The sequence below is a fragment of the Streptomyces sp. WAC 04229 genome (assembly GCF_003947455.1).
In the GTDB taxonomy this organism is placed as follows: Bacteria; Actinomycetota; Actinomycetes; order Streptomycetales; family Streptomycetaceae; genus Streptomyces.
The window spans coordinates 61858-81587 of record NZ_QHJH01000014.1 but is presented as its reverse complement, the minus strand read 5'-3'; the positions used below and the strand labels follow the sequence as shown (position 1 = coordinate 81587).

Here is a 19730-nt window from a genome sequence, read left to right as displayed (position 1 = left end):
GCCCCGGCTCGCCCCACTCCCCCGCCATGCCGCTACCGCCCGAAGACTTCGAAGGTCACCGCCGGCTTTCCGCCGAACCGCTCCCCCGCGGACCGGGCGAAGCCGGTGAGGAAGCCACGCACGTACGTCTCCGGGTCCTCCTCGGTCAGCACCTCGATGTACGTCCGGTGTTCGAGCAGCGAGCGCACCGCGCGCTCCAGTCCCGGCGTGGCGTCCACGGCGTGCGTGGGGGAGGCGGAACCGGCGACCGCGACCCAGCGCACGCCGTCCCAGGGTTCGAGGCCCCGCTCGGTCAGCTCGGGGAAGATCCACCGGTTGCCCGCGTCGGACGCCGCGTCCAGCGTGGCGCGGCCGACGGCGACGTGGTCCGGGGTGTTCCAGGCGACGCCGCCCCAGGTGTCCCGGTGGTTGAGGGTGATGACCAGCTCGGGCCGGTACCGGCGGATCGCGGCGGCGATGTCGCGGCGCAGCGGAACTCCGTACTCGATGACACCGTCCCGGTGGTCGAGGAACTCCACCTCGCTCACGCCGACGACCGCGGCGCTCGCCCGCTGCTCCCGTTCGCGCAGCGGGGCGCACTCGGCGGGCGGCATGGTGTCGATGCCGGCCTCCCCCCGGGTGGCGAGCAGGTAGGTGACCTCCCGGCCCTCGTCGGTCCAGCCGGCGATCGCCGCCGAGCAGCCGTACTCCAGGTCGTCCGGGTGGGCGACGACGGCGAGGGCGCGGGTCCAGTCGCCGGGCATGGGCTCCAGTTGCGTGATCGTCGGCTCCGTCATGCCCGCACACTAACCCGCGCCGCGGGCCTCCCACCCGGATATTCGGCCGCGCTCCGGTCAGGCCTCGTCGCGGGCCAGCGCGAGCAGCCGGTCCAGGACGCGGGGGCCGCCGGCCCGGACGCCGTCGTGCTCGAACTCGTCGGTCACCCAGGTGCGCAGTCCGCGGATCGCGCGGGCGGTGGTCAGCGCGTGGGCGGTGTCGACGTACATGTCGTCGTGGTAGACGGCCGCGGCGGCGGGTACCTCGTTGGCGGCGAGGCGGGCGCGGTCGTACAGGGGCGTCCAGTCGGTGCGGGCGGCCAGCAGGCCTGCGGTCTCGCGCAGCGGGCGCAGCGCCGGGTCGCAGTCGAACATCCAGGGGTGGACCGACTCGCCGGTGAACATCAGCGGTTCGTCGCCGGCGAGTGCCTTGGCGGCGTCGAAGCGGGGGAACTCGGCGCGGACCCGCTCGGCCGACCAGTCGGTGGGGCGGGCGTCCTGGCCGTAGATGGCCTCGTGGACGAGGGCGTACAGCGGGTGGCCGGCGTACGACAGCAGGCCCTGCACCTGTTCCTGGAAGTCGTCGGAGAGTTCGTGTCCGCCCGGGGTGCGGACGAAGGCGTCCTCCAGGAGGAAGTGCAGGCGGTGGCTGCCCTCGCTGCCGCCGAGCAGGATGCCGAGGGACTGGAAGGCCTCGACGGTCAGCCGGTAGCCGCCCGGCAGGACCACGTCGTGCGTGAGCAGGTGGTCGGCGATGCGGCGGGCGCGTTCGACGTCCTGGGGGTAGCGGGCGTAGTGCGCGGCGACCTTGCGTTCGATACGGGGGTAGGCGGCCCGGTAGATCTCGTCTGCGTGGGCGTCCAGGGAGGGCAGGCCGCCGGTGATCAGGGCGGTGTTCAGGCCCTCGGGGGCGAGCGACAGATAGGCGACGGTGCAGAAGCCGCCGAAGCTCTGGCCGAGGACGGTCCAGGGGGCGCCGCCGGTGACCTGGGGGCGGATGGCCTCGCAGTCGCGGACGATGGCGTCGGCGCGGAAGTGGGTGAGGTAGTCGGCCTGCTCGGCCGGGCCGCCGCGCAGCGGGAGGGTCTGGCGGTTGGCGGGCGTGGAGGCGCCGGTGCCGCGCTGGTCGAGGAGCAGGACGCGGAACTCCTTGAGAGCTCGGCCGAGCCAGGCGGGACGGCCGATGAAACGGTTCGCCCCGAAGCCGGGACCGCCCTGGAGGTAGACCAGCCACGGAAGGTCCTGGTGCGCCTTGTCGCTCGCGACGGCCTCGCGCGCGTACAGCTCGATCGTCTCCCCGGAGGGGTCGCGGTGGTCGAGGGGCACGGTGAAACGGCGGTCGGTGAGGACGACACCTGGCTGGCGGTAGCTGACGCTCAACGGGGCTCCCGGGACGACGGATGTGACGGCCGGATTTCTCGGCCGTGTCCCAGTTCAGCACACGGTCTTGCGGCGGCGGACCCCCGGGATCATGAAATCGTTCCGGGCGGCCGGTCAGCGGGCGGCGAGGCTGGAGCGCCGCACCACCAGTTCGGGCTGGAGCACCACCCTGCGGTGCGGGTGGGTCCGGTCGGTGCCGTCCAGCTCCGTCTCCTCCAGGAGCAGCTCGGCCGCCATCGCGCCCATGGTGACGGCGGGCTGGCGCACGGAGGTGAGCGGGACGGCCGCCGCGGCGGCGAACTCGATGTCGTCGTAGCCGACGATCGCGAGGTCGTCGGGGACGCTCACCCCGGCCGCGTACAGGGCCTGGAGGACGCCCAGGGCGAGCAGGTCGTTGGCGCAGAAGACGGCGGTCGGCCGGTCGGCGAGCCCGAGCAGGCGGGCGCCGGCGTCGCGCCCGGCGGAGACGTCGAGGCGTTCGGTGGGCAGTTCGCGCAGCGCGTCGGGGCCGAGGCCGGCCTCGGCGAGCGCGGCGAGCGCGCCGGTGCGGCGGTCGCGCACCTGGTTGAGTCCCGGCGGACCGCTGACGTAGGCGATGGAGCGGTGTCCGGCGTCCACCAGGTGGCGCACGGCCAGCGCGCCGCCGGCGACGTCGTCGACGGAGACCGAGCACTCGGTGGTGCCCTCGGCGACCCGGTCGACGAGCACGAAGGGGATGTTGTGGCGCCGGAAGCCCGCGATGTTGCGGCCGGTGGCGTCGGCGGGGGTGAGCAGGACGCCCCGGACCCGCTGCTCGGCGAAGAGCGAGAGGTACTCGGCCTCCTCGCCGGGGCTCTGGGCGCTGTTGCAGACCATCACGCCGAGCCCGGCGTCGCGCGCGGCCCGCTCGGCGCCGCGCGCGACGTCGACGAAGAAGGGGTTGCCCATGTCGAGGACGAGCAGCCCCATGATCCGGCTGCGGCCCGCGCGCAGCTGGCGCGCGGACTCGCTGCGGACGTAGCCGAGCCGGTCGATCGCGGACAGCACCCGCGCGCGGGTCTCGGTCGCGACGGTGTCGGGCCGGTTGATGACGTTGGAGACCGTGCCCACGGAAACTCCGGCGGCGCGGGCGACGTCCTTGATACCCACGGAATGGGCCATCGGGCAGGGACCTCCGAGGTCGGGCCGGGTACGGGTGGGCGGCCGCAGGGCCTTCACACTACCTGCGCCGCCCCGGGAAGAGTCTGTTCAGGCGAGGTGGAACACCTCGGTCAGGGGCTTCATCGCCTCGTCGGGACGCGTCCCGTCCAGGGACTCGAACAGCGGCCCCATCTCCGCCTGCCACCGGGCGTTCACCTCGGTGGCCTCCATGCCGGCCCGGGCGGCGGCGAAGTCCTCGGTCTCCAGGTAGCCGACGAGCAGGCCGTCCTCGCGCAGGAAGAGCGAGTAGTTGTGCCAGCCGGTGGCGGAGAGCGCCTCGCACATCTCCGGCCACACGGCTGCGTGGCGTTCGCGGTACTCCGCGATGCGGTCCCGGCGGACCTTGAGCAGGAAACAGACACGTCGCATGAAGTACCGCTCCCGTACGCGAGGTGGAGGCTAGAAGTCGTACTGGTCGACGTTCTCGGCGGTGAAGACGGTCGGCTTGCCGAGGTTGATCACGCCGTCCTTGCCGATGGTGTACTCGCCCATGGCGCCGGCCTCGAAGGTCTCGCCCTCCTTGCCGGTGATCTGCCCGGAGGACAGGGCGACGGCGGTGCGCGCGGCCAGTTCGCCGAGCTTGGCCGGGTCCCACAGCTCGAACGCCTCGACGGTGCCGTTCTTGACGTACTTGCGCATGTCGTTGGGCGTGCCGAGGCCGGTCAGCCTGACCTTGCCCTTGTACTTGGAGCCGGACAGGTACTGGGCGGCGGCCTTGATGCCGACGGTGGTCGGGGAGATGATCCCCTTCAGGTTGGGGTGCTCCTGGAGCAGGCCCTGGGTCTGCTGGAAGGACTTCTGCGCGTCGTCGTCACCGTAGGCGACCGTGACCAGCTTGACGTCCTTGTACTTCGGGTCCTTCAGCTCGTCCTTCATGATGTCGATCCAGGCGTTCTGGTTCGTCGCGGTCTGCGCGGCGGAGAGGATCGCGATCTCGCCCTTGTTGCCGATCTGCTCGGCGAGCAGCTGCACCTGGGTGCGGCCGAGGTCGTCGGCGGAGGCCTGCGAGATGAAGGCGTTGCGGCACTCGGGGTTGGTGTCCGAGTCGTAGGTGACGACCTTGATGTCGTTCTTCATGGCCTGCTTGAGCGCGGTGCACAGGGCCCCCGGGTCCTGCGCGGAGACGGCCATGGCGTCGACCTGCTGCTGGGTGAGCGTGTTGACGTAGGAGACCTGCCCGGCGGTGTCGGTGCCGCTGGAGGTGCCGACCTCCTTGTAGCTGGAGCCGAGTTCCTTCAGCGCCTTCTCACCGCCCTTGTCGGCGACGGTGAAGTAGGGGTTGTTGACCTGCTTGGGCAGGAAGCCGACGGTCAGCCCCTTCTTCGTCTCGGCGTTCGGGTCGGCCTTCCCGGCGGTGGCGGCCTTGCCGCCCTCGGCCTTGACGTCCTCCTTGGTGGTGCCACCGCAGGCGGTGGCGGCGAGGCCGAGAGAGGTGACGGCGGCGAGAACTACGCAGCTACGGCGGAGGGAGGACTTGCGCATGGTGTGATTCCTTCTGACGGAGGGTGAGCGGAGCGCGCCCCTCAGGGGCGCGGGACTGTTTCGATATGCGGCTCCGCCGCGTGGCCGCGACCAGCCACATGCGGCCCGCAGCCGTCGTACATCGCTAGGAGGTCAACCTCTGCGCCCTCGCGACCGAGACCTGCCGAGCGACCCGAGGTCCCAGCACGGACAACACGAGCAGCACACCGGTCACGACGATCTGCGACTGCGCCGAGACATCTTGGAGACTCATCACGTTCTGCAAGGCCCCGAGCAGGAACACCCCGGCGATCGCGCCGCCCAGCGTGCCCTTCCCGCCGTCGAAGTCGATGCCGCCCAGCAACACGGCGGCGACGACGGACAGTTCGAGCCCCGTGGCGTTGTCGTACCGCGCGCTCGCGTAGTGCAGCGCCCAGAAGACCCCGGTCAGCGCGGACATCAGCCCGGTCAGCGTGAAGAGGATCAGCTTCTGCCGCCGGACCCGGATCCCGGCGAACCGCGCGGCCTCCTCGCTGGCGCCGACCGCGAACAGCGCCCGGCCGAACGGCATGGCGTGCAGGGCGACCACGGCGACGGCCAGCAGCACGAGGAACGGCAGGAAGGCGTACGGGACGAACGTGTCGCCGATCCGGCCGGCCGCGAAGTCCAGGTACTGCGAGGGGAAGTCCGTGACCGCGTCGGAGCCGAGCACGATCTGCGCGATGCCCCGGTAGGCCGCCAGGGTGCCGATCGTCACGGCGAGGGAGGGCAGGCCGAGCCGGGTGACCAGCAGCCCGTTGACCAGGCCGCAGACGACGCCGAGCAGCAGGCAGATCGGGATGATCGCCTCGATGGTCATGCCCTGGTTCCACAGGGCGCCCATCACCGCGCCGGAGAGACCGGCGGTCGAGGCGACCGACAGGTCGATCTCGCCGGAGACGACGAGCAGGGTCATCGGCAGGGCGATGAGCGCGATCGGCAGGGTGTTGCCGATGAGGAAGGACAGGTTGAGGGCGTTGCCGAAGCCGTCGACGAAGCCGAAGGAGAACAGCAGGACCACGATGAGCAGGGCACCCACGGCGGTGTCCCAGCGGATCGCTCGCGCGAAAGAGCCGTCAGCCATGGCGTGCGTTCCTCTTCTTCAGGGCGTTGGCCACGCGCAGCGCGACGATCCGGTCGACGGCGATGGCGAGGATGAGCAGGATGCCGTTGATGGCCAGCACCCACACGGAGCTGACCCCGAGCGCGGGCAGCACGCTGTTGATCGAGGTCAGCAGCAGCGCGCCGAGGGCCGCGCCGTAGACGCTGCCGGAGCCGCCGGTGAAGACGACGCCGCCGACCACCACCGCGCTGACGACGGTCAGTTCGTAGCCGTTGCCGGTGCCGGAGTCGACGTTGCCGAAGCGCGCCAGGTAGAGGGCGCCGGCCAGTCCGGCGAGGGCACCGCAGAAGGTGTACGCGGCGAGGATCCGCTTGCGCACGGGGATGCCGGCCAGCCGGGCCGCCTCCGGATTGGAACCGAGCGCGTACAGCTCGCGTCCGCCGCCGAAGTGCTTGAGGTAGTAGGCCGTGGCGACCAGCACGGCGAGCGCGATCAGCGCCAGCCACGGCACGGCCCAGACGCCCCCGGAGCCGAAGTCGACGAAGCCGCCGGGCAGGTCGGCCGCGGTGATCTGGCGGGAGCCGACCCAGATGGAGTCGATGCCGCGGATGATGTAGAGGGTGCCGAGGGTGACGACCAGCGCCGGGACCTGGCCGAGGCTGACGAGCAGGCCGTTGAGGAGGCCGAAGCCGACGCCCATCAGGACCGCGAGGACCACGGCGACGAACGGGTTGCCGCCGCCCTGGAGGTACGTACCGGCGGCGAAGGCGCTGATGCCGAGGGTGGAGCCGACCGACAGGTCGACGTTGCGGGTGATGACGACCAGCGACTGGCCGGTGGCGACCAGCACCAGGATGGTCGCGTTGAGCAGCAGGTCCTTGATGCCCTGTTCGGACAGGAACTCGCTGTTCCCGGCCTGGGTGACGCCGATCATCACCAGGAAGACCAGCAGGATCGCCAGTTCGCGCATCTTGAAGATGCGGTCGACCAGCCGGGTGGCGCCGGCCTTGGGGATGTCGGCCACCGGGCTCGGGTCGGGTGCGGTCACCGTCATGCGGCTGCCCTCCCCGTGGCTGCGGCCATCACGGTCTCCTCGGTGGCGTCGGTGCGGGGTATCTCGGCGGTCAGCCGCCCCTCGTGCATCACGAGGACGCGGTCGGCCATGCCGAGGACCTCGGGCAGGTCGGAGGAGATCATCAGTACGGCCACGCCGTCGGCGGCCAGTTCGCTCAGCAGCCGGTGCACCTCGGCCTTGGTGCCGACGTCGATGCCGCGGGTCGGCTCGTCGACGATCAGCACCTTGGGTCCGGTGGCCAGCCACTTGGCCAGGACGACCTTCTGCTGGTTGCCGCCGGACAGGGTCGAGACGGTGTCGGCGATGCGGGCGTACTTGACCTGGAGCCTGACGGCCCAGTCGAGGGAGCGGCTGCGTTCGGCGCCGCGGTCCATGAATCCGGCCCGCACCGTCGTACGGAGCCCGGTGAGGCCGATGTTGCGCTCGATGGACATCCCCATCACCAGGCCCTGGGCGCGCCGGTCCTCCGGGACGAGGGCGAGACCGGCGGCCATGGCGGTGGACGGGGCGCCGTTGACCAGCGGCCTGCCGTCGACCTCCACCGTCCCGGCGTCCCAGCGGTCGACGCCGAAGACGGACCGGGCGACCTCGGTGCGCCCGGCGCCGACCAGTCCGGCGAGCGCGACGATCTCACCGCGGCGCACCTCGAAGGAGACGTCGGTGAACACCCCCTCGCGGGTCAGCCGGCGCACGCTGAGGGCGACCTCGCCGGGCCGGACCTCCTGCTTCGGGTACAGCTCGTCGAGGTCGCGGCCGACCATGCGGCGCACCAGGTCGTCCTCGGTCATGCCGTCCAGCGGCTCGCTGGAGATCCGGGCGCCGTCCCGCAGGGTGGTGACACGGGCGCAGATGCGGAAGATCTCCTCCAGGCGGTGGGAGATGAACAGCACGGCGGCACCCTGCTCGCGCAGACTGCGTACGACGCCGAAGAGGCGGGCGACCTCGCTGCCGGTGAGGGCGGCGGTCGGCTCGTCCATGATCAGGACGCGGGCGTCGAACGAGAGGGCCTTGGCGATCTCCACGATCTGCTGGTCCGCGATGGACAGGCCGCGCGCGGGGCGGTCGGGGTCCAGCTCGACGCCGAGGCGCCGCATCAGGTCCGCGGTGGCGTCGTGGGTCGCCCGGTGGTCGATGCGGCCGAGCGCGCGCCGGGGCTGGCGCCCCATGAAGATGTTCTCGGCGATCGACAGGTCGGGGAAGAGGGTGGGCTCCTGGTAGATCACGGCGATGCCGGCGTCGCGGGCGTCGCCGGGACCGTGGAAGACGACCGGCGCGCCGTCGAGCAGCACCTGGCCGGCGTCCGGCCGGTGCACTCCGGCGAGCGTCTTGATGAGGGTCGACTTCCCGGCGCCGTTCTCGCCGGCGAGGGCGTGCACCTCGCCGGGGAACAGTTCCAGGGAGACGTCCCGCAGCGCGCGGACCGCGCCGAAGGACTTGGAGACGTCCCTGAGCGCCAGAACCGGGGCCGTACCCGTGTCGGACGGGTGGGTCATTGGGGGCTCCTCGACGACGCCGGCGGGACGGCCCTCACGGCGTCGTGAAAGGTTTCAACTCGGTTGCCGGGGACGTTAGGCAGCGAGGCCATGGCACGTCAATGGTTCCGGGTCGAAAAACTTGCGATAGCCGAAGGTCACGGGCGAGTCACGGACGGCAGGGTCGGCCGGAAGGGTTGACACCCCTTCGGGCGGCTCATAACTTCGCGTTCTGAATCGTTTCACAGATGGTCGTGCGCACAGCGGGCCACGACCCGACGTCACAGGAGCCCCGAAGTGACCGAACCAGCCGCGGTGAAGGCAGCGCTCAAGACCCAGGCCGTCGAGACGCCGTCGTGGGCGTACGGGAACTCGGGCACCCGGTTCAAGGTGTTCGCCCAGGCAGGTGTCCCGCGCGACCCGTTCGAGAAACTGGACGACGCGGCCAAGGTGCACGAGTTCACCGGCGTCGCCCCGACCGTGGCCCTGCACATCCCTTGGGACCGGGTCGAGAACTACGCCGCGCTGGCCGAGCACGCCAAGGACCGCGGGGTACGGGTCGGCGCCATCAACTCGAACACCTTCCAGGACGACGACTACAAGCTGGGCAGCATCTGCCACCCCGACGCGGCGGTACGCAGGAAGGCCGTCGACCACCTGCTGGAGTGCGTCGACATCATGGACGCCACCGGTTCCCGGGACCTGAAGCTGTGGTTCGCCGACGGCACGAACTATCCGGGGCAGGACGACATCCGGTCCCGGCAGGACCGGCTCGCCGAAGGACTGGCCGAGGTGTACGAGCGGCTCGGCGAGGGACAGCGGATGCTGCTGGAGTACAAGCTCTTCGAGCCGGCGTTCTACACGACGGACGTGCCGGACTGGGGCACGGCGTACGCGCACTGCCTGAAGCTGGGCGAGAAGGCACAGGTCGTGGTCGACACGGGGCACCACGCGCCGGGCACGAACATCGAGTTCATCGTGGCGACGCTGCTGCGGGAGGGGAAACTCGGCGGGTTCGACTTCAACTCGCGCTTCTACGCGGACGACGACCTGATGGTCGGCGCGGCCGATCCGTTCCAGCTGTTCCGGATCATGTACGAGGTGGTGCGTGGGGGCGGGTTCTCGTCGGACGTGGCGTTCATGCTCGACCAGTGCCACAACATCGAGGCGAAGATCCCGGCGATCATCCGGTCGGTGACGAACGTGCAGGAGGCCACGGCGAAGGCGCTGCTGGTCGATGCGGGAGCGCTGGCCGCCGCGCAGGCTGCCGGGGACGTGCTGGAGGCCAACGCCGTGCTGATGGACGCGTACAACACGGACGTGCGTCCGCTGCTTCGTGAGGTGCGGGGGGAGATGGGTCTCGACCCCGAGCCCATGAAGGCGTACCGCGCCTGCGGGTGGGCCGAGAAGGTCGTCGCCGAGCGGGTGGGTGGGCAGCAGGCGGGGTGGGGGGCGTAGGCGTCTGCCGGGCTCGTGTTGTTCGCGGGCTGCGGGTTGTCCGTGGTTGATCGCGCAGTTCCCCGCGCCCCTTACGGGGCGCTTCTCCCTCCCTCTCTCGTAAGGACTGGAAGACATGGCTGTCCACCCCGAAGCCGAAGCACTCCTCGCCCGTTCGCATCGGCTCGGTGCTGACCCCCGCAACACCAACTACGCCGGTGGTAACGCCTCCGCGAAGGGTGTCGAGACCGATCCCGTCACCGGAGGCGATGTCGAGCTGATGTGGGTCAAGGGGTCCGGCGGGGATCTCGGGACGCTCACCGAGGGCGGGCTCGCGGTGTTGCGGCTGGACCGGATGCGGGCGCTCAAGGACGTCTACCCGGGCGTCGGGCGTGAGGACGAGATGGTCGCCGCGTTCGACTACTGCCTGCACGGCAAGGGCGGCGCGGCGCCCTCCATCGACACGGCGATGCACGGGCTCGTCGAGGCCGCGCACGTGGACCACCTCCACCCCGACTCCGGGATCGCGCTGGCCTGCGCGGCCGACGGCGAGAAGCTGACCGCCGAGTGCTTCGGCGACACCGTGGTGTGGGTGCCGTGGCGGCGGCCCGGGTTCCAGCTGGGGCTGGACATCGCGGCGGTCAAGGAGGCCAATCCCGGGGCGATCGGGTGCGTGCTCGGCGGGCACGGCATCACCGCCTGGGGCGACACCTCCGAGGAGTGCGAGCGCAATTCGCTGCACATCATCCGCACCGCGGAGCGGTTCCTCGAGGAGCGCGGGAAGGCCGAGCCGTTCGGGCCGGTGATCGAGGGCTACGAGGCGTTGGCCGAGGGCGACCGGCGGGAGCGGGCGGCGGCGCTGGCGCCGTACGTGCGCTCCCTCGCCTCCCGGGACCGGCCGCAGGTCGGCCACTTCACCGACGCGGACGTGGTGCTCGACTTCCTCGCGCGTGCCGAACACCCGCGGCTCGCCGCCCTCGGCACCTCCTGCCCCGACCACTTCCTGCGCACCAAGGTCCGCCCGCTGGTCCTGGACCTGCCCCCGAGCGCCCCGCTGGACGAGACGGTGGCGCGGCTGAAGGAGCTGCACGCCGCCTACCGCGAGGAGTACGCCGCCTACTACCACCGGCACGCCGAACCCGGTTCCCCCGCGATGCGCGGCGCCGACCCGGCGATCGTTCTGGTGCCGGGCGTCGGCATGTTCAGCTTCGGCAAGGACAAGCAGACCGCCCGGGTGGCCGGCGAGTTCTACGTCAACGCGATCAACGTGATGCGCGGCGCGGAGGCCGTGTCGGCCTACGCGCCGATCGAGGAGTCGGAGAAGTTCCGCATCGAGTACTGGGCGCTGGAGGAGGCCAAGCTCCAGCGGATGCCGAGGCCCAAGCCGCTGGCGACGCGGGTCGCGCTGGTCACCGGCGCGGGCAGCGGGATCGGGAAGGCGATCGCGCGACGGCTGGCAGACGAGGGTGCCTGCGTGGTGGTGGCCGACCTGAACGCGGGGAACGCGGCCAAGGTGGCCGAGGAGCTGGGCGGGTCGGACCGGGCCGTCGCGGTGACCGTCGACGTCACCTCCGAGGAGCAGATCGCCGACGCCTTCAGGGCCGCGGTGCTCGCCTTCGGCGGCGTCGACCTGGTGGTCAACAACGCGGGGATCTCCATCTCCAAGCCACTGCTGGAGACCTCCGCCGAGGACTGGGACCTCCAGCACGACATCATGGCCCGCGGCTCCTTCCTGGTCTCGCGCGAGGCGGCACGGGTGATGACCGCGCAGGAACTCGGCGGCGACATCGTCTACATCGCCTCGAAGAACGCGGTCTTCGCCGGGCCGAACAACATCGCCTACTCCGCGACCAAGGCCGACCAGGCCCACCAGGTGCGCCTGCTCGCCGCCGAGCTGGGCGAGCACGGCATCCGGGTCAACGGCGTCAACCCGGACGGCGTGGTGCGCGGTTCCGGCATCTTCGCGGGCGGCTGGGGCGCCCAGCGGGCCGCCGTGTACGGAGTGCCCGAGGAGAAGCTGGGCGAGTTCTACGCGCAGCGCACCCTGCTCAAGCGCGAGGTGCTGCCCGAGCACGTCGCGAACGCCGTGTTCGCGCTGACCGGCGGCGACCTGACCCACACCACCGGCCTGCACGTCCCGGTGGACGCCGGCGTGGCCGCCGCGTTCCTGCGATGAGCGCTGCGAGGGACGCCGGCACGAAGGCGTACGCCGCGGTCGACCTCGGCGCGTCCAGCGGGCGCGTCATGGTCGGCCGCGTCGGCCCCGACCGGCTGGAGCTGACCGAGGCGCACCGCTTCCCCAACCGTCCGGTCCGCACGCCCGAAGGGCTGCACTGGGACATCCTGGGGCTGTACGCGGGCGTGCTGGACGGCCTGCGCGCGGCGGGGCCGGTGGACTCGGTGGGCGTCGACAGCTGGGCCGTCGACCACGGCCTGCTCGACGCGGACGGGGCGCTCCTCGGCAACCCGGTGCACTACCGCGACCCCCGCACCGAGGGCGTCGCGCAGCGGGTGTGGGAGACGCTGCCCGCCCCGGAGCTGTACGCGGCGACCGGGTTGCAGTACGCGCCCTTCAACACCCTGTACCAGCTCGTCGCCGCCCGCGACACGGCCCGGTTCGCGGCCGCCCGGCGGCTGTTGCTGGTGCCGGACCTGCTGACCTACTGGCTGACCGGGGAGCAGGGCACGGAGCTGACCAACGCCTCCACCACCCAGCTGATCGACCCCCGCACCCGGGACTGGTCGCGGAAGGTGGCGGACCGTGCGGGCATCGACCTCGGCCTGTTCGCGCCGCTGCGGCGGCCGGGTGACGCGGCGGGCCTGCTGCGGCCCGAGGTGCTGGAGCAGACGGGGCTCACCGGGCCCGTGCCGGTGACGGCGGTCGGCTCGCACGACACCGCGTCCGCGGTGGCCGCCGTACCGGCCGCGGACGAGCGGTTCGCCTACATCTGCACCGGCACCTGGTCGCTGGCGGGTCTGGAGCTGACCGCCCCGGTCCTGACCGAGGAGAGCCGAGCCGCCAACTTCACCAACGAGCTGGGGCTGGACGGCACGGTCCGCTACCTGCGCAACATCATGGGGCTGTGGCTGCTCCAGGAGTGCGTACGGGCGTGGGGCGAGCCCGATCTGGGCGGACTGCTGCGCGCGGCCGCACGGGTGCCCGCGCTGCGGTCGGTGGTGGACGCTGGCGACCCCGCGTTCCTCGCGCCGGGGCGGATGCCGGAGCGGATCGCCGAGGCGTGCCGCGCCTTCGGACAGCCGGTGCCCGTCTCGCCCCCCGAGGTGACCCGCTGCATCCTCGACTCGCTGGCACTGGCCCACCGCAGGGCGGTCGAGGACGCCCAGCGGCTCGCCGGGCACCCGGTGGACGTCGTGCACGTCGTCGGCGGGGGCACCCGCAACGCGCTGCTGTGCCAACTGACGGCCGACGCCTGCGGACTGCCCGTGGTGGCGGGGCCGACGGAGGCCGCCGCACTCGGCAACGTCCTGGTGCAGGCGCGCACCCACGGCCTGGTGGACGGTCTCACCGGAACACGGCGGCTGCTGGCCCGCACACAGTCACTGACCCGGTACGAGCCGCGCGGTGGCACGGCACGCTGGCGGGCGGCCGAGGCCCGACTCGCCGACCGGTGAACCGGGACTCCCCCGGTGCCGCCGTGCGGACTAACCTGCACCCATCATTCATCCGATGATCGAACACGAGGAGTCGCGATGCGTGTCGCCCTGTTCCTGACCTGCGTCAACGACACGCTCTATCCGGACACCGGCCGTGCCGTGCTGAGGCTGCTCACCAGACTGGGCGTCGACGTCGACTTCCCGATGGCGCAGACCTGTTGCGGACAGGCGCACTACAACACCGGTTACCGGCACGACGCCGAGCCGCTGGCCCGGCGCTTCGCCGACGTCTTTGCGGAGTACGACGCGGTCGTGACGCCGTCGGGTTCGTGCGGCGCGATGGTGCGGGAGCTGTATCCGCGCATGGGCGAGCGGGCGCGGGCGGAGGGGCGCGGGGAGACGCTCGCGGCGACGCTGGCGCCGGTGGTGCCGAAGACGTACGAGCTGACGGAGTTCCTCGTGGACGTGCTCGGGGTGACGGACGTCGGGGCGTACTACCCGCACACGGTGACCTACCACCCGACCTGCCACGGACTGCGGAGCCTGGGCCTGGGCGACCGGCCCCGGCGGCTCCTGGAGGCGGTGAAGGGCCTGGACCTGCTGGAGTTGCCGGGGGCCGAGGAGTGCTGCGGGTTCGGCGGTACCTTCGCCGTGAAGAACTCCGACGTGTCGGCGGCGATGGGCGCGGACAAGGTGCGCAACGCCGAGTCGACGGGCGCCGACGTGCTGTGCGCCGCGGACAACTCCTGCCTGATGCACATCGGCGGGACGATGACGCGGCTGCGCACGGGCATGCGCCCGGTGCACATCGCGGAGATCCTGGCGAGCACGGAGGAGGCGGCGGCCGTATGAGCGGGACGTATCTGGGGATGCCGGCCTTTCCCGAGGCGGCGCGGGAGGCCGTGGGCAACACCACGCTGCGCGGCAACCTGCGCCACGCCACGCACACCATCCGGGACAAGCGGGCCCGCGCGGTCGCGGAACTGGACGACTGGGCGGAGCTGCGTGAGGCCGGGAAGCGCGTCAAGGACCACACCCTGCGCCATCTCGACCGGTATCTGGTGCAGCTGGAGGAGGCGGTCACGGCCGCGGGCGGGACGGTGCACTGGGCCGCCGACGCGGACGAGGCCAACGAGATCGTCGTCCGGCTGGTCGAGGAGACCGGTGAGAGCGAGGTCGTCAAGGTCAAGTCGATGGCGACGCAGGAGATCGGTCTCAACGAGGCGCTGGAGGCCCGGGGCATCCGCGCCTACGAGACCGATCTGGCCGAGCTGATCGTGCAGTTGGGCAAGGACCGGCCCTCGCACATCCTGGTGCCGGCCATCCATCGCAACCGGGGCGAGATCCGGGACATCTTCCGCTCCGAGATGAGCGAGTGGGGCCGCCCGGCGCCCGAGGGCCTGACCGACACACCGGCCGAACTCGCGGAGGCGGCACGGCTCCACCTGCGGGAGAAGTTCCTGCGGGCCAAGGTCGGCATCTCCGGCGCCAACTTCATGGTCGCCGAGACCGGCACGCTGGTGGTCGTGGAGTCCGAGGGCAACGGACGGATGTGCCTGACCCTGCCGGAGACGCTGATCTCGGTCGTCGGCATCGAGAAGACCGTGCCGACCTGGCGGGACCTGGAGGTCTTCCTCCAGACCCTCCCCCGTTCCTCGACCGCCGAGCGCATGAACCCGTACACGTCCATGTGGACGGGCACCGGGGACGGCCGGGCCGGGGAAGGGGACGGCCCGCGCGCCTTCCACCTGGTCCTGCTGGACAACGGCCGCACCGACACCCTCGCCGACGAGGTCGGCCGCCAGGCGCTGCGCTGCATCCGCTGTTCGGCCTGCCTGAACGTGTGCCCGGTGTACGAGCGGGCCGGCGGCCACGCCTACGGCTCGGTCTACCCGGGCCCGATCGGCGCCATCCTCAGTCCCCAACTGCGGGGCACGGGCAGCGAGATCGACGCCTCCCTGCCGTACGCGTCCTCGCTGTGCGGTGCCTGCTACGAGGTGTGCCCGGTCGCCATCGACATCCCCGAGGTGCTGGTGCATCTGCGGGAGCGGGTGGTGCAGGGCGGGCCCGCGGTGCGGGAGGGCAACCGGGTCGTGCTGAAACCGGCGAGGGGCCACGCCGCCGAACGGGCGGCGATGCGGGCGGCGCGGTGGGCCTTCACCCGTCCGGGGGCGCTGCGGACCGGGCAGCGGCTGGCCTCGCGCAGCCGCCGTCTGCATCCGCGCACCCTGCCGGGCCCCGGACGGGCGTGGAGCGGCAGCCGGGACCTGCCCCCGGTGCCCCCGGAGCCGTTCCGGGACTGGTGGCAGCGCACGCACGGCGGAAAGGACGAGGCGAAGTGAGCAGCAGGGAACGCATCCTGGGCCGGGTGCGGCGCGCCCTCGCGGACGCGCCGTCCGACGAGGCGCCCGTCGCACGGGACTACCTGCGCGAGCACGGGCGGCGGACCACCGGGCAGACGGTGGAGCTGCTCGCCGAGAACCTCGCGGACTACCGGGCGATCGTGCACCGGTGCGCGGACGGTGAGCTGCCCGCGCTGCTGGCCGGTCTGCTGTCGGCGCGCGGCTCGCGGAGCGTGGTGGTGCCGCCGGGGCTGGAGCCGGGCTGGCTGGCGGAGGCGGGGGCGAACCCGGTCCCGGACGAGGCCGCGAGTACGGCGCCGGCTCTGGACGGGGTGGACAGCGTGGTCACCGGCTGCGCGGTCGCCGTCGCCGAGACCGGCACGATCGTGCTGGACGGCTCGCCCGACCAGGGGCGCCGGCGGATCACCCTCGTGCCCGACCACCACATCTGCGTCGTGCGCGTGCCCGACCAGGTGGTCTCCTCCGTCCCGCAGGCCCTCGAACGCCTCGACCCGGCCCGTCCGCTGACGTGGATCTCCGGTCCGTCGGCGACCAGCGACATCGAGCTGGACCGGGTCGAGGGGGTGCACGGTCCGCGCACCCTGGAGGTGGTGCTGGTGGACGGTCAGCCGAGCGGGAACGTCACCTCGTAGCGCCCGGAGGGCAGCCGGTAGGAGACGGTGCCGTCCTCGGCGCCCAGGTACTCCACCCCGTCGACCCGGGCCAGCGGGGTCCGGCCCGCGCGGACGCCGTCCGGGTCGGCCGTGGGAAGGCGCAGGGTGGCGGTGGAGTTGGCGGGGACGGCGGCCCGGTGGTGGACCGTGCGTCCGCGTACGGTCCACTCGCTGCGGATCTCGCCGTACGGCGACAGGTGCGAGCCGGTGACGTGCTTGATGCGGCCGGTGGGGTCGAGGTGCGGGCGCAGCCGGAAGTGCCGGAAGCCCGGGTGGTCCGGGTCGCGGGCGATGCCGGCCATGGACTCGTACATCCACTCCATGACGGCGCCGTAGGAGTAGTGGTTGAAGGAGTTCATCTCGACCGGTCCGAAGCCGTCCTCCTTCGAGTACGAGTTCCAGCGCTCCCAGATGGTGGTGGCGCCGTTGTCGACGGAGTACAGCCAGGACGGCATCGCGTTCTGGTGGAGCAGCGCGTACGCCAGGTCGGCGCGGCCCTCGTCGGTGAGGACGGGGGCGAGGAGGTTCACGCCGAGGAAGCCGACGGAGAGGGTGTTCTCGGCGTACTGGACGCGGGTGCTGCCGGGGTGGGCCTCCTTGTGGGCGGCGTCGTTGCCGATGTTCTCCGCGAGCAGGCCGACGAGGGCCCGGCGCTGTGCCTCGGTGTCGTAGAAGCCGAGTTTGAGGACCCAGAGCAGGGCGGTCTGGCTGTCGTCCTCGGGGTCGGGGCCGTTGATCGGTTTGCCGCCGCGGCTGGAGCGGACGGTGACCTCGCCGTCCGCCGTGTCCAGGTAGGCGGCCATGAAGGCGCGGCGGATACCGGCGAAGAGGCGGTCGTAGGTGTCGGCCTCGCCGGCGCGGCCGGTGGCGCGGGCCATGTGGGCCATCAGGCGGACGCTGTAGCCGTAGTAGACGTCGCTCATGAGCTGGGTGCCGGTGCTCTGCGGGGCCAGCCAGTCGGCGAACAGGGCGCCCTGGCCGGTGTGGCCGTCGGCGCTGCGGCCGCGGATCCAGTCGACGTAGCGGGTCATCGCCTCCCAGCTGCGGTCGACGACGGTGCGGTCGCCGGTCATCTGCCACACCGTCCACGGGACGACCACTCCGCAGTCGGCCCAGCCGCTGACCGGTTGCGCGGCGTTGTAGCGGTTGCCCGGTGAGACGGCGGTGAACTGGGCGCCGTCGACGCCGTAGATCCGCTGGGAGTCGATCAGGTTGTCCTGGAAGTGGCTCAGGAAGGTGACGGCGTCGGCGTTGTAGAGGCCGGTGGCGGCGAAGACCTGGGTGTCGCCGGTCCAGCCGAGGCGTTCGTCGCGCTGCGGGCAGTCGGTGGGCACCCAGAAGTAGTTGCCGCGCTGCCCCCACCGGACGTTGCTGATCAGCTGGTTGACCTTGGCGTCGTCGGTGGTGACCGTGCCGGTGTCGTGGACGGCGGAGGTGGCGACCCGGCCGGTCAGCGCGGTGAGCGTGACCTCGGCCGTGGTGGTGACGGAGACGTAGCGGAATCCGTAGAAGGTGAGGGAGTCCTGGTGCGTCTCGCCCTTCGGGTCGCCCTTGAGGACGTAGGTGCTGGTGGCCTTGGCGGAGCGCAGGTTGGCCCGGTAGACGGAGCCCTCGGGGCCGTCGGCGCCCGCGCTGGAGTCGTTGAGCATCTCGCCGAAGGTGAGGACGACCTGGGCGCCGGACGGGCCGCGCAGGCTGTAGCGGGGGACGCCGACCATGTTCTGGCCGAGGTCGAGGACCGCTGTCTCGCCGGGCCGCAGGACGACCTGCGCGCGGGCGGCGCGGCCGGGGTCGGTGACGGTGCGCTCGGGGTCGGCGACGACGCGGCCCCTGCCGTTCGGGCTGCCCTCCTGGCCGGTGACGCCCGTGTGGACCGTGACGGAGCGTGGGCGCAGGTCCCACTCGGGCACGATGCGGGCCGATTCGCCGGGATGGGCGACGACTTGGGCGTCCGGGAACCGGGCGGCGAGGTCGTGTTCGGCGACCTCGGCCCAGCCGGAGGTGTCGTAGCCGCCCGCCGCCCAGCCGGGCAGCTCCCGGCGGGCGTCGTAGGTCTGGCCGTCGTAGATGTCGTCGGCGCGCCAGGGGCCGGTGTCGGTGGCCCGCCAGCCGTCGTCCGGGGCGGTGACGACGCTCTGCGTGGTGCCGTCGGTGTAGCGGATCAGCAGTTTCGCCTTCAGGGCGAGCGGGTTGCCGTCCGCCGAGTAGTACGTGCTGCCCTCGGAGACGCGGCTGTTGTACCAGCCGTTGCCGAGCACCGCGCCGAGGGTGACCCGCGAACGGTCGGCCGCCACCAGGTCGGTGACGTCGTAGGTGAGGTAGTCGACCCGGGCGTCGTAGTTGGTCCAGCCCGGGGTCAGCAGTTCGGCGGTGCGGCCGTCGCCGTGCGGTACCTCGACGCGCCGCCCGTTGACGTACGCGTCGTACACGCCGAGCGCCGAGACGTACAGCCGGGCCTCGGCGACCCGGGCGCGGCGCAGCGGCTCCTGGCGGCGCAGGAGTGGGGCGCCGGCGCTGTTCGGCGCCTTGCCGGCCATGCCGATCCAGCGGGCGCCGTCCCAGTGGGTGACGCCGTCGGTGCCGAGCAGGCCGGTCTCGAAGCGGGCGGCGGGGGCGGTGCGGGCGCGGCCGTGCTCGTCCCAGACCGTCACCGTCCAGTGGTAGCGGGTCGTGGCGCGCAGGCCGGGCCCCGCGTAGGGCACGGCCACCGAGTCGGGCGAGGTGACGCGGCCGCTGTCCCACACGTCCGTGCGGCCGGCGGCGAGGCGGCGCGGGTCGGTGGCCACCAGGATCCGGTACGCGGTCTGCCGGCGGCCCCGGGCGGTGGAGTGCGTGCGCCAGCCGAAGCGCGGGCGGGGGGCGTCGGTGCCGAGCGGGTTCGTGCGGTGTTCCGTGGTCAGGCCGGTCACCGAGGTGCCGCCCCCGTCGGCGGGGGCCTCGACCGGCGCGGCCGTGGCGGGGGACGCGGCGCCCGTCTGGTAGGCCATGACCGCCGGCAGCGCGCCGAGCGTGGTGGCCAGGACCGTTCTGCGCCGCACCGTGGTGCGCTCCTCGTGCTCTCCGTGCACTCCGTCCTCCATGCCGTCATCCCTTTCGGCCGTCGGTATTCCCGGAAGTTGTATCGATTCAGAACGAACGACGGCGAACCTAGTGACGGTTCTGGCAGGTGTCCACGGGTCGAGCCGAAATATTTCGACCGCTGCACTTCAGACGACTTTTGAAACTTTTCAAAACCGGA

General features: G+C 72.0%; 15 protein-coding genes. 6 read left to right on the top strand and 9 right to left on the bottom strand.

What is annotated here, in order from left to right; translation table 11 throughout:
- Positions 1-32: 32 nt before the first annotated feature.
- From DMH12_RS06740 to DMH12_RS06705, 8 genes are all read right to left on the bottom strand, one after another.
- Complete coding sequence (locus DMH12_RS06740; RefSeq protein WP_125490629.1) at positions 33-776, bottom strand: PIG-L deacetylase family protein; 744 nt, start codon at positions 774-776, stop codon at positions 33-35.
- Positions 777-833: 57 nt separating this feature from the next.
- Entirely contained in the window at positions 834-2135 is a 1302-nt protein-coding gene (locus tag DMH12_RS06735; protein ID WP_125490628.1) for an alpha/beta fold hydrolase, read from the bottom strand.
- Positions 2136-2249: 114 nt separating this feature from the next.
- Positions 2250-3275 (bottom strand): LacI family DNA-binding transcriptional regulator, encoded by a 1026-nt coding sequence (locus DMH12_RS06730; RefSeq protein ID WP_125490627.1) that lies wholly within the window; start codon positions 3273-3275, stop codon positions 2250-2252.
- Positions 3276-3362: 87 nt separating this feature from the next.
- The gene (locus DMH12_RS06725; protein WP_125490626.1) at positions 3363-3683 is read right to left on the bottom strand and encodes an L-rhamnose mutarotase; all 321 of its coding nucleotides are present in this window, start codon (positions 3681-3683) and stop codon (positions 3363-3365) included.
- A gap of 30 nt (positions 3684-3713) precedes the next feature.
- Complete coding sequence (gene rhaS, locus DMH12_RS06720) at positions 3714-4796, bottom strand: rhamnose ABC transporter substrate-binding protein (RefSeq protein ID WP_125490625.1); 1083 nt, start codon at positions 4794-4796, stop codon at positions 3714-3716.
- A 124-nt stretch (positions 4797-4920) separates the two neighbouring features.
- The gene (locus tag DMH12_RS06715; protein WP_125490624.1) at positions 4921-5898 is read right to left on the bottom strand and encodes an ABC transporter permease; all 978 of its coding nucleotides are present in this window, start codon (positions 5896-5898) and stop codon (positions 4921-4923) included.
- Positions 5891-6931, bottom strand: a complete 1041-nt coding sequence (locus DMH12_RS06710; RefSeq protein WP_125490623.1) for an ABC transporter permease — start codon at positions 6929-6931, stop codon at positions 5891-5893. Before DMH12_RS06710 ends, DMH12_RS06715 begins: the two co-directional genes overlap by 8 nt.
- The gene (locus tag DMH12_RS06705; RefSeq protein ID WP_125490622.1) at positions 6928-8445 is read right to left on the bottom strand and encodes a sugar ABC transporter ATP-binding protein; all 1518 of its coding nucleotides are present in this window, start codon (positions 8443-8445) and stop codon (positions 6928-6930) included. The genes DMH12_RS06710 and DMH12_RS06705 overlap by 4 nt, the downstream gene beginning before the upstream one ends.
- Positions 8446-8721: 276 nt before the next feature.
- Between DMH12_RS06705 and rhaI the strand changes: the two genes are divergently transcribed.
- The 6 genes from rhaI to DMH12_RS06675 all read left to right on the top strand — a co-directional run bounded on the left by rhaI (position 8722) and on the right by DMH12_RS06675 (position 16471).
- Positions 8722-9882 (top strand): L-rhamnose isomerase, encoded by a 1161-nt coding sequence (gene rhaI / locus DMH12_RS06700; protein WP_125490621.1) that lies wholly within the window; start codon positions 8722-8724, stop codon positions 9880-9882.
- A 115-nt stretch (positions 9883-9997) separates the two neighbouring features.
- Positions 9998-12037: a bifunctional aldolase/short-chain dehydrogenase gene (locus DMH12_RS06695; protein WP_125490620.1), complete on the top strand. Its 2040-nt coding sequence runs from the start codon at positions 9998-10000 to the stop codon at positions 12035-12037.
- Entirely contained in the window at positions 12034-13494 is a 1461-nt protein-coding gene (locus DMH12_RS06690) for a rhamnulokinase family protein (RefSeq protein WP_125490619.1), read from the top strand. The genes DMH12_RS06695 and DMH12_RS06690 overlap by 4 nt, the downstream gene beginning before the upstream one ends.
- Positions 13495-13572: 78 nt before the next feature.
- A complete protein-coding gene (locus DMH12_RS06685) occupies positions 13573-14328 on the top strand; it encodes a (Fe-S)-binding protein (RefSeq protein WP_125490618.1) in 756 nt (251 codons plus the stop codon).
- Positions 14325-15818 carry a lactate utilization protein B gene (locus DMH12_RS06680; RefSeq protein WP_125490617.1) on the top strand — a complete coding sequence of 498 codons (1494 nt, stop codon included), beginning with the start codon at positions 14325-14327 and terminating at the stop codon, positions 15816-15818. Before DMH12_RS06685 ends, DMH12_RS06680 begins: the two co-directional genes overlap by 4 nt.
- The gene (locus DMH12_RS06675) at positions 15815-16471 is read left to right on the top strand and encodes a lactate utilization protein C (RefSeq protein WP_125490616.1); all 657 of its coding nucleotides are present in this window, start codon (positions 15815-15817) and stop codon (positions 16469-16471) included. Before DMH12_RS06680 ends, DMH12_RS06675 begins: the two co-directional genes overlap by 4 nt.
- Here the strand turns inward: DMH12_RS06675 and DMH12_RS06670 are convergent.
- Entirely contained in the window at positions 16444-19572 is a 3129-nt protein-coding gene (locus DMH12_RS06670) for an alpha-L-rhamnosidase (RefSeq protein WP_125490615.1), read from the bottom strand. The two genes, DMH12_RS06675 and DMH12_RS06670, sit on opposite strands and share 28 nt — an antisense overlap.
- Between the last annotated feature and the right edge of the window lie 158 nt (positions 19573-19730).

Bases quoted from the DNA above. Each gene is read 5' to 3' on its own strand.
- DMH12_RS06710 (WP_125490623.1), bottom strand. From the start codon at position 6,931: ATGACGGTGACCGCACCCGACCCGAGCCCGGTGGCCGACATCCCCAAG.
- DMH12_RS06705 (WP_125490622.1), bottom strand. From the start codon at position 8,445: ATGACCCACCCGTCCGACACGGGTACGGCCCCGGTTCTGGCGCTCAGG.
- DMH12_RS06725 (WP_125490626.1), bottom strand. From the start codon at position 3,683: ATGCGACGTGTCTGTTTCCTGCTCAAGGTCCGCCGGGACCGCATCGCG.
- DMH12_RS06715 (WP_125490624.1), bottom strand. From the start codon at position 5,898: ATGGCTGACGGCTCTTTCGCGCGAGCGATCCGCTGGGACACCGCCGTG.
- DMH12_RS06695 (WP_125490620.1), top strand. From the start codon at position 9,998: ATGGCTGTCCACCCCGAAGCCGAAGCACTCCTCGCCCGTTCGCATCGG.
- DMH12_RS06670 (WP_125490615.1), bottom strand. From the start codon at position 19,572: ATGGAGGACGGAGTGCACGGAGAGCACGAGGAGCGCACCACGGTGCGG.
- rhaS (WP_125490625.1), bottom strand. From the start codon at position 4,796: ATGCGCAAGTCCTCCCTCCGCCGTAGCTGCGTAGTTCTCGCCGCCGTC.
- DMH12_RS06685 (WP_125490618.1), top strand. From the start codon at position 13,573: ATGCGTGTCGCCCTGTTCCTGACCTGCGTCAACGACACGCTCTATCCG.
- DMH12_RS06730 (WP_125490627.1), bottom strand. From the start codon at position 3,275: ATGGCCCATTCCGTGGGTATCAAGGACGTCGCCCGCGCCGCCGGAGTT.
- DMH12_RS06680 (WP_125490617.1), top strand. From the start codon at position 14,325: ATGAGCGGGACGTATCTGGGGATGCCGGCCTTTCCCGAGGCGGCGCGG.
- DMH12_RS06740 (WP_125490629.1), bottom strand. From the start codon at position 776: ATGACGGAGCCGACGATCACGCAACTGGAGCCCATGCCCGGCGACTGG.
- DMH12_RS06690 (WP_125490619.1), top strand. From the start codon at position 12,034: ATGAGCGCTGCGAGGGACGCCGGCACGAAGGCGTACGCCGCGGTCGAC.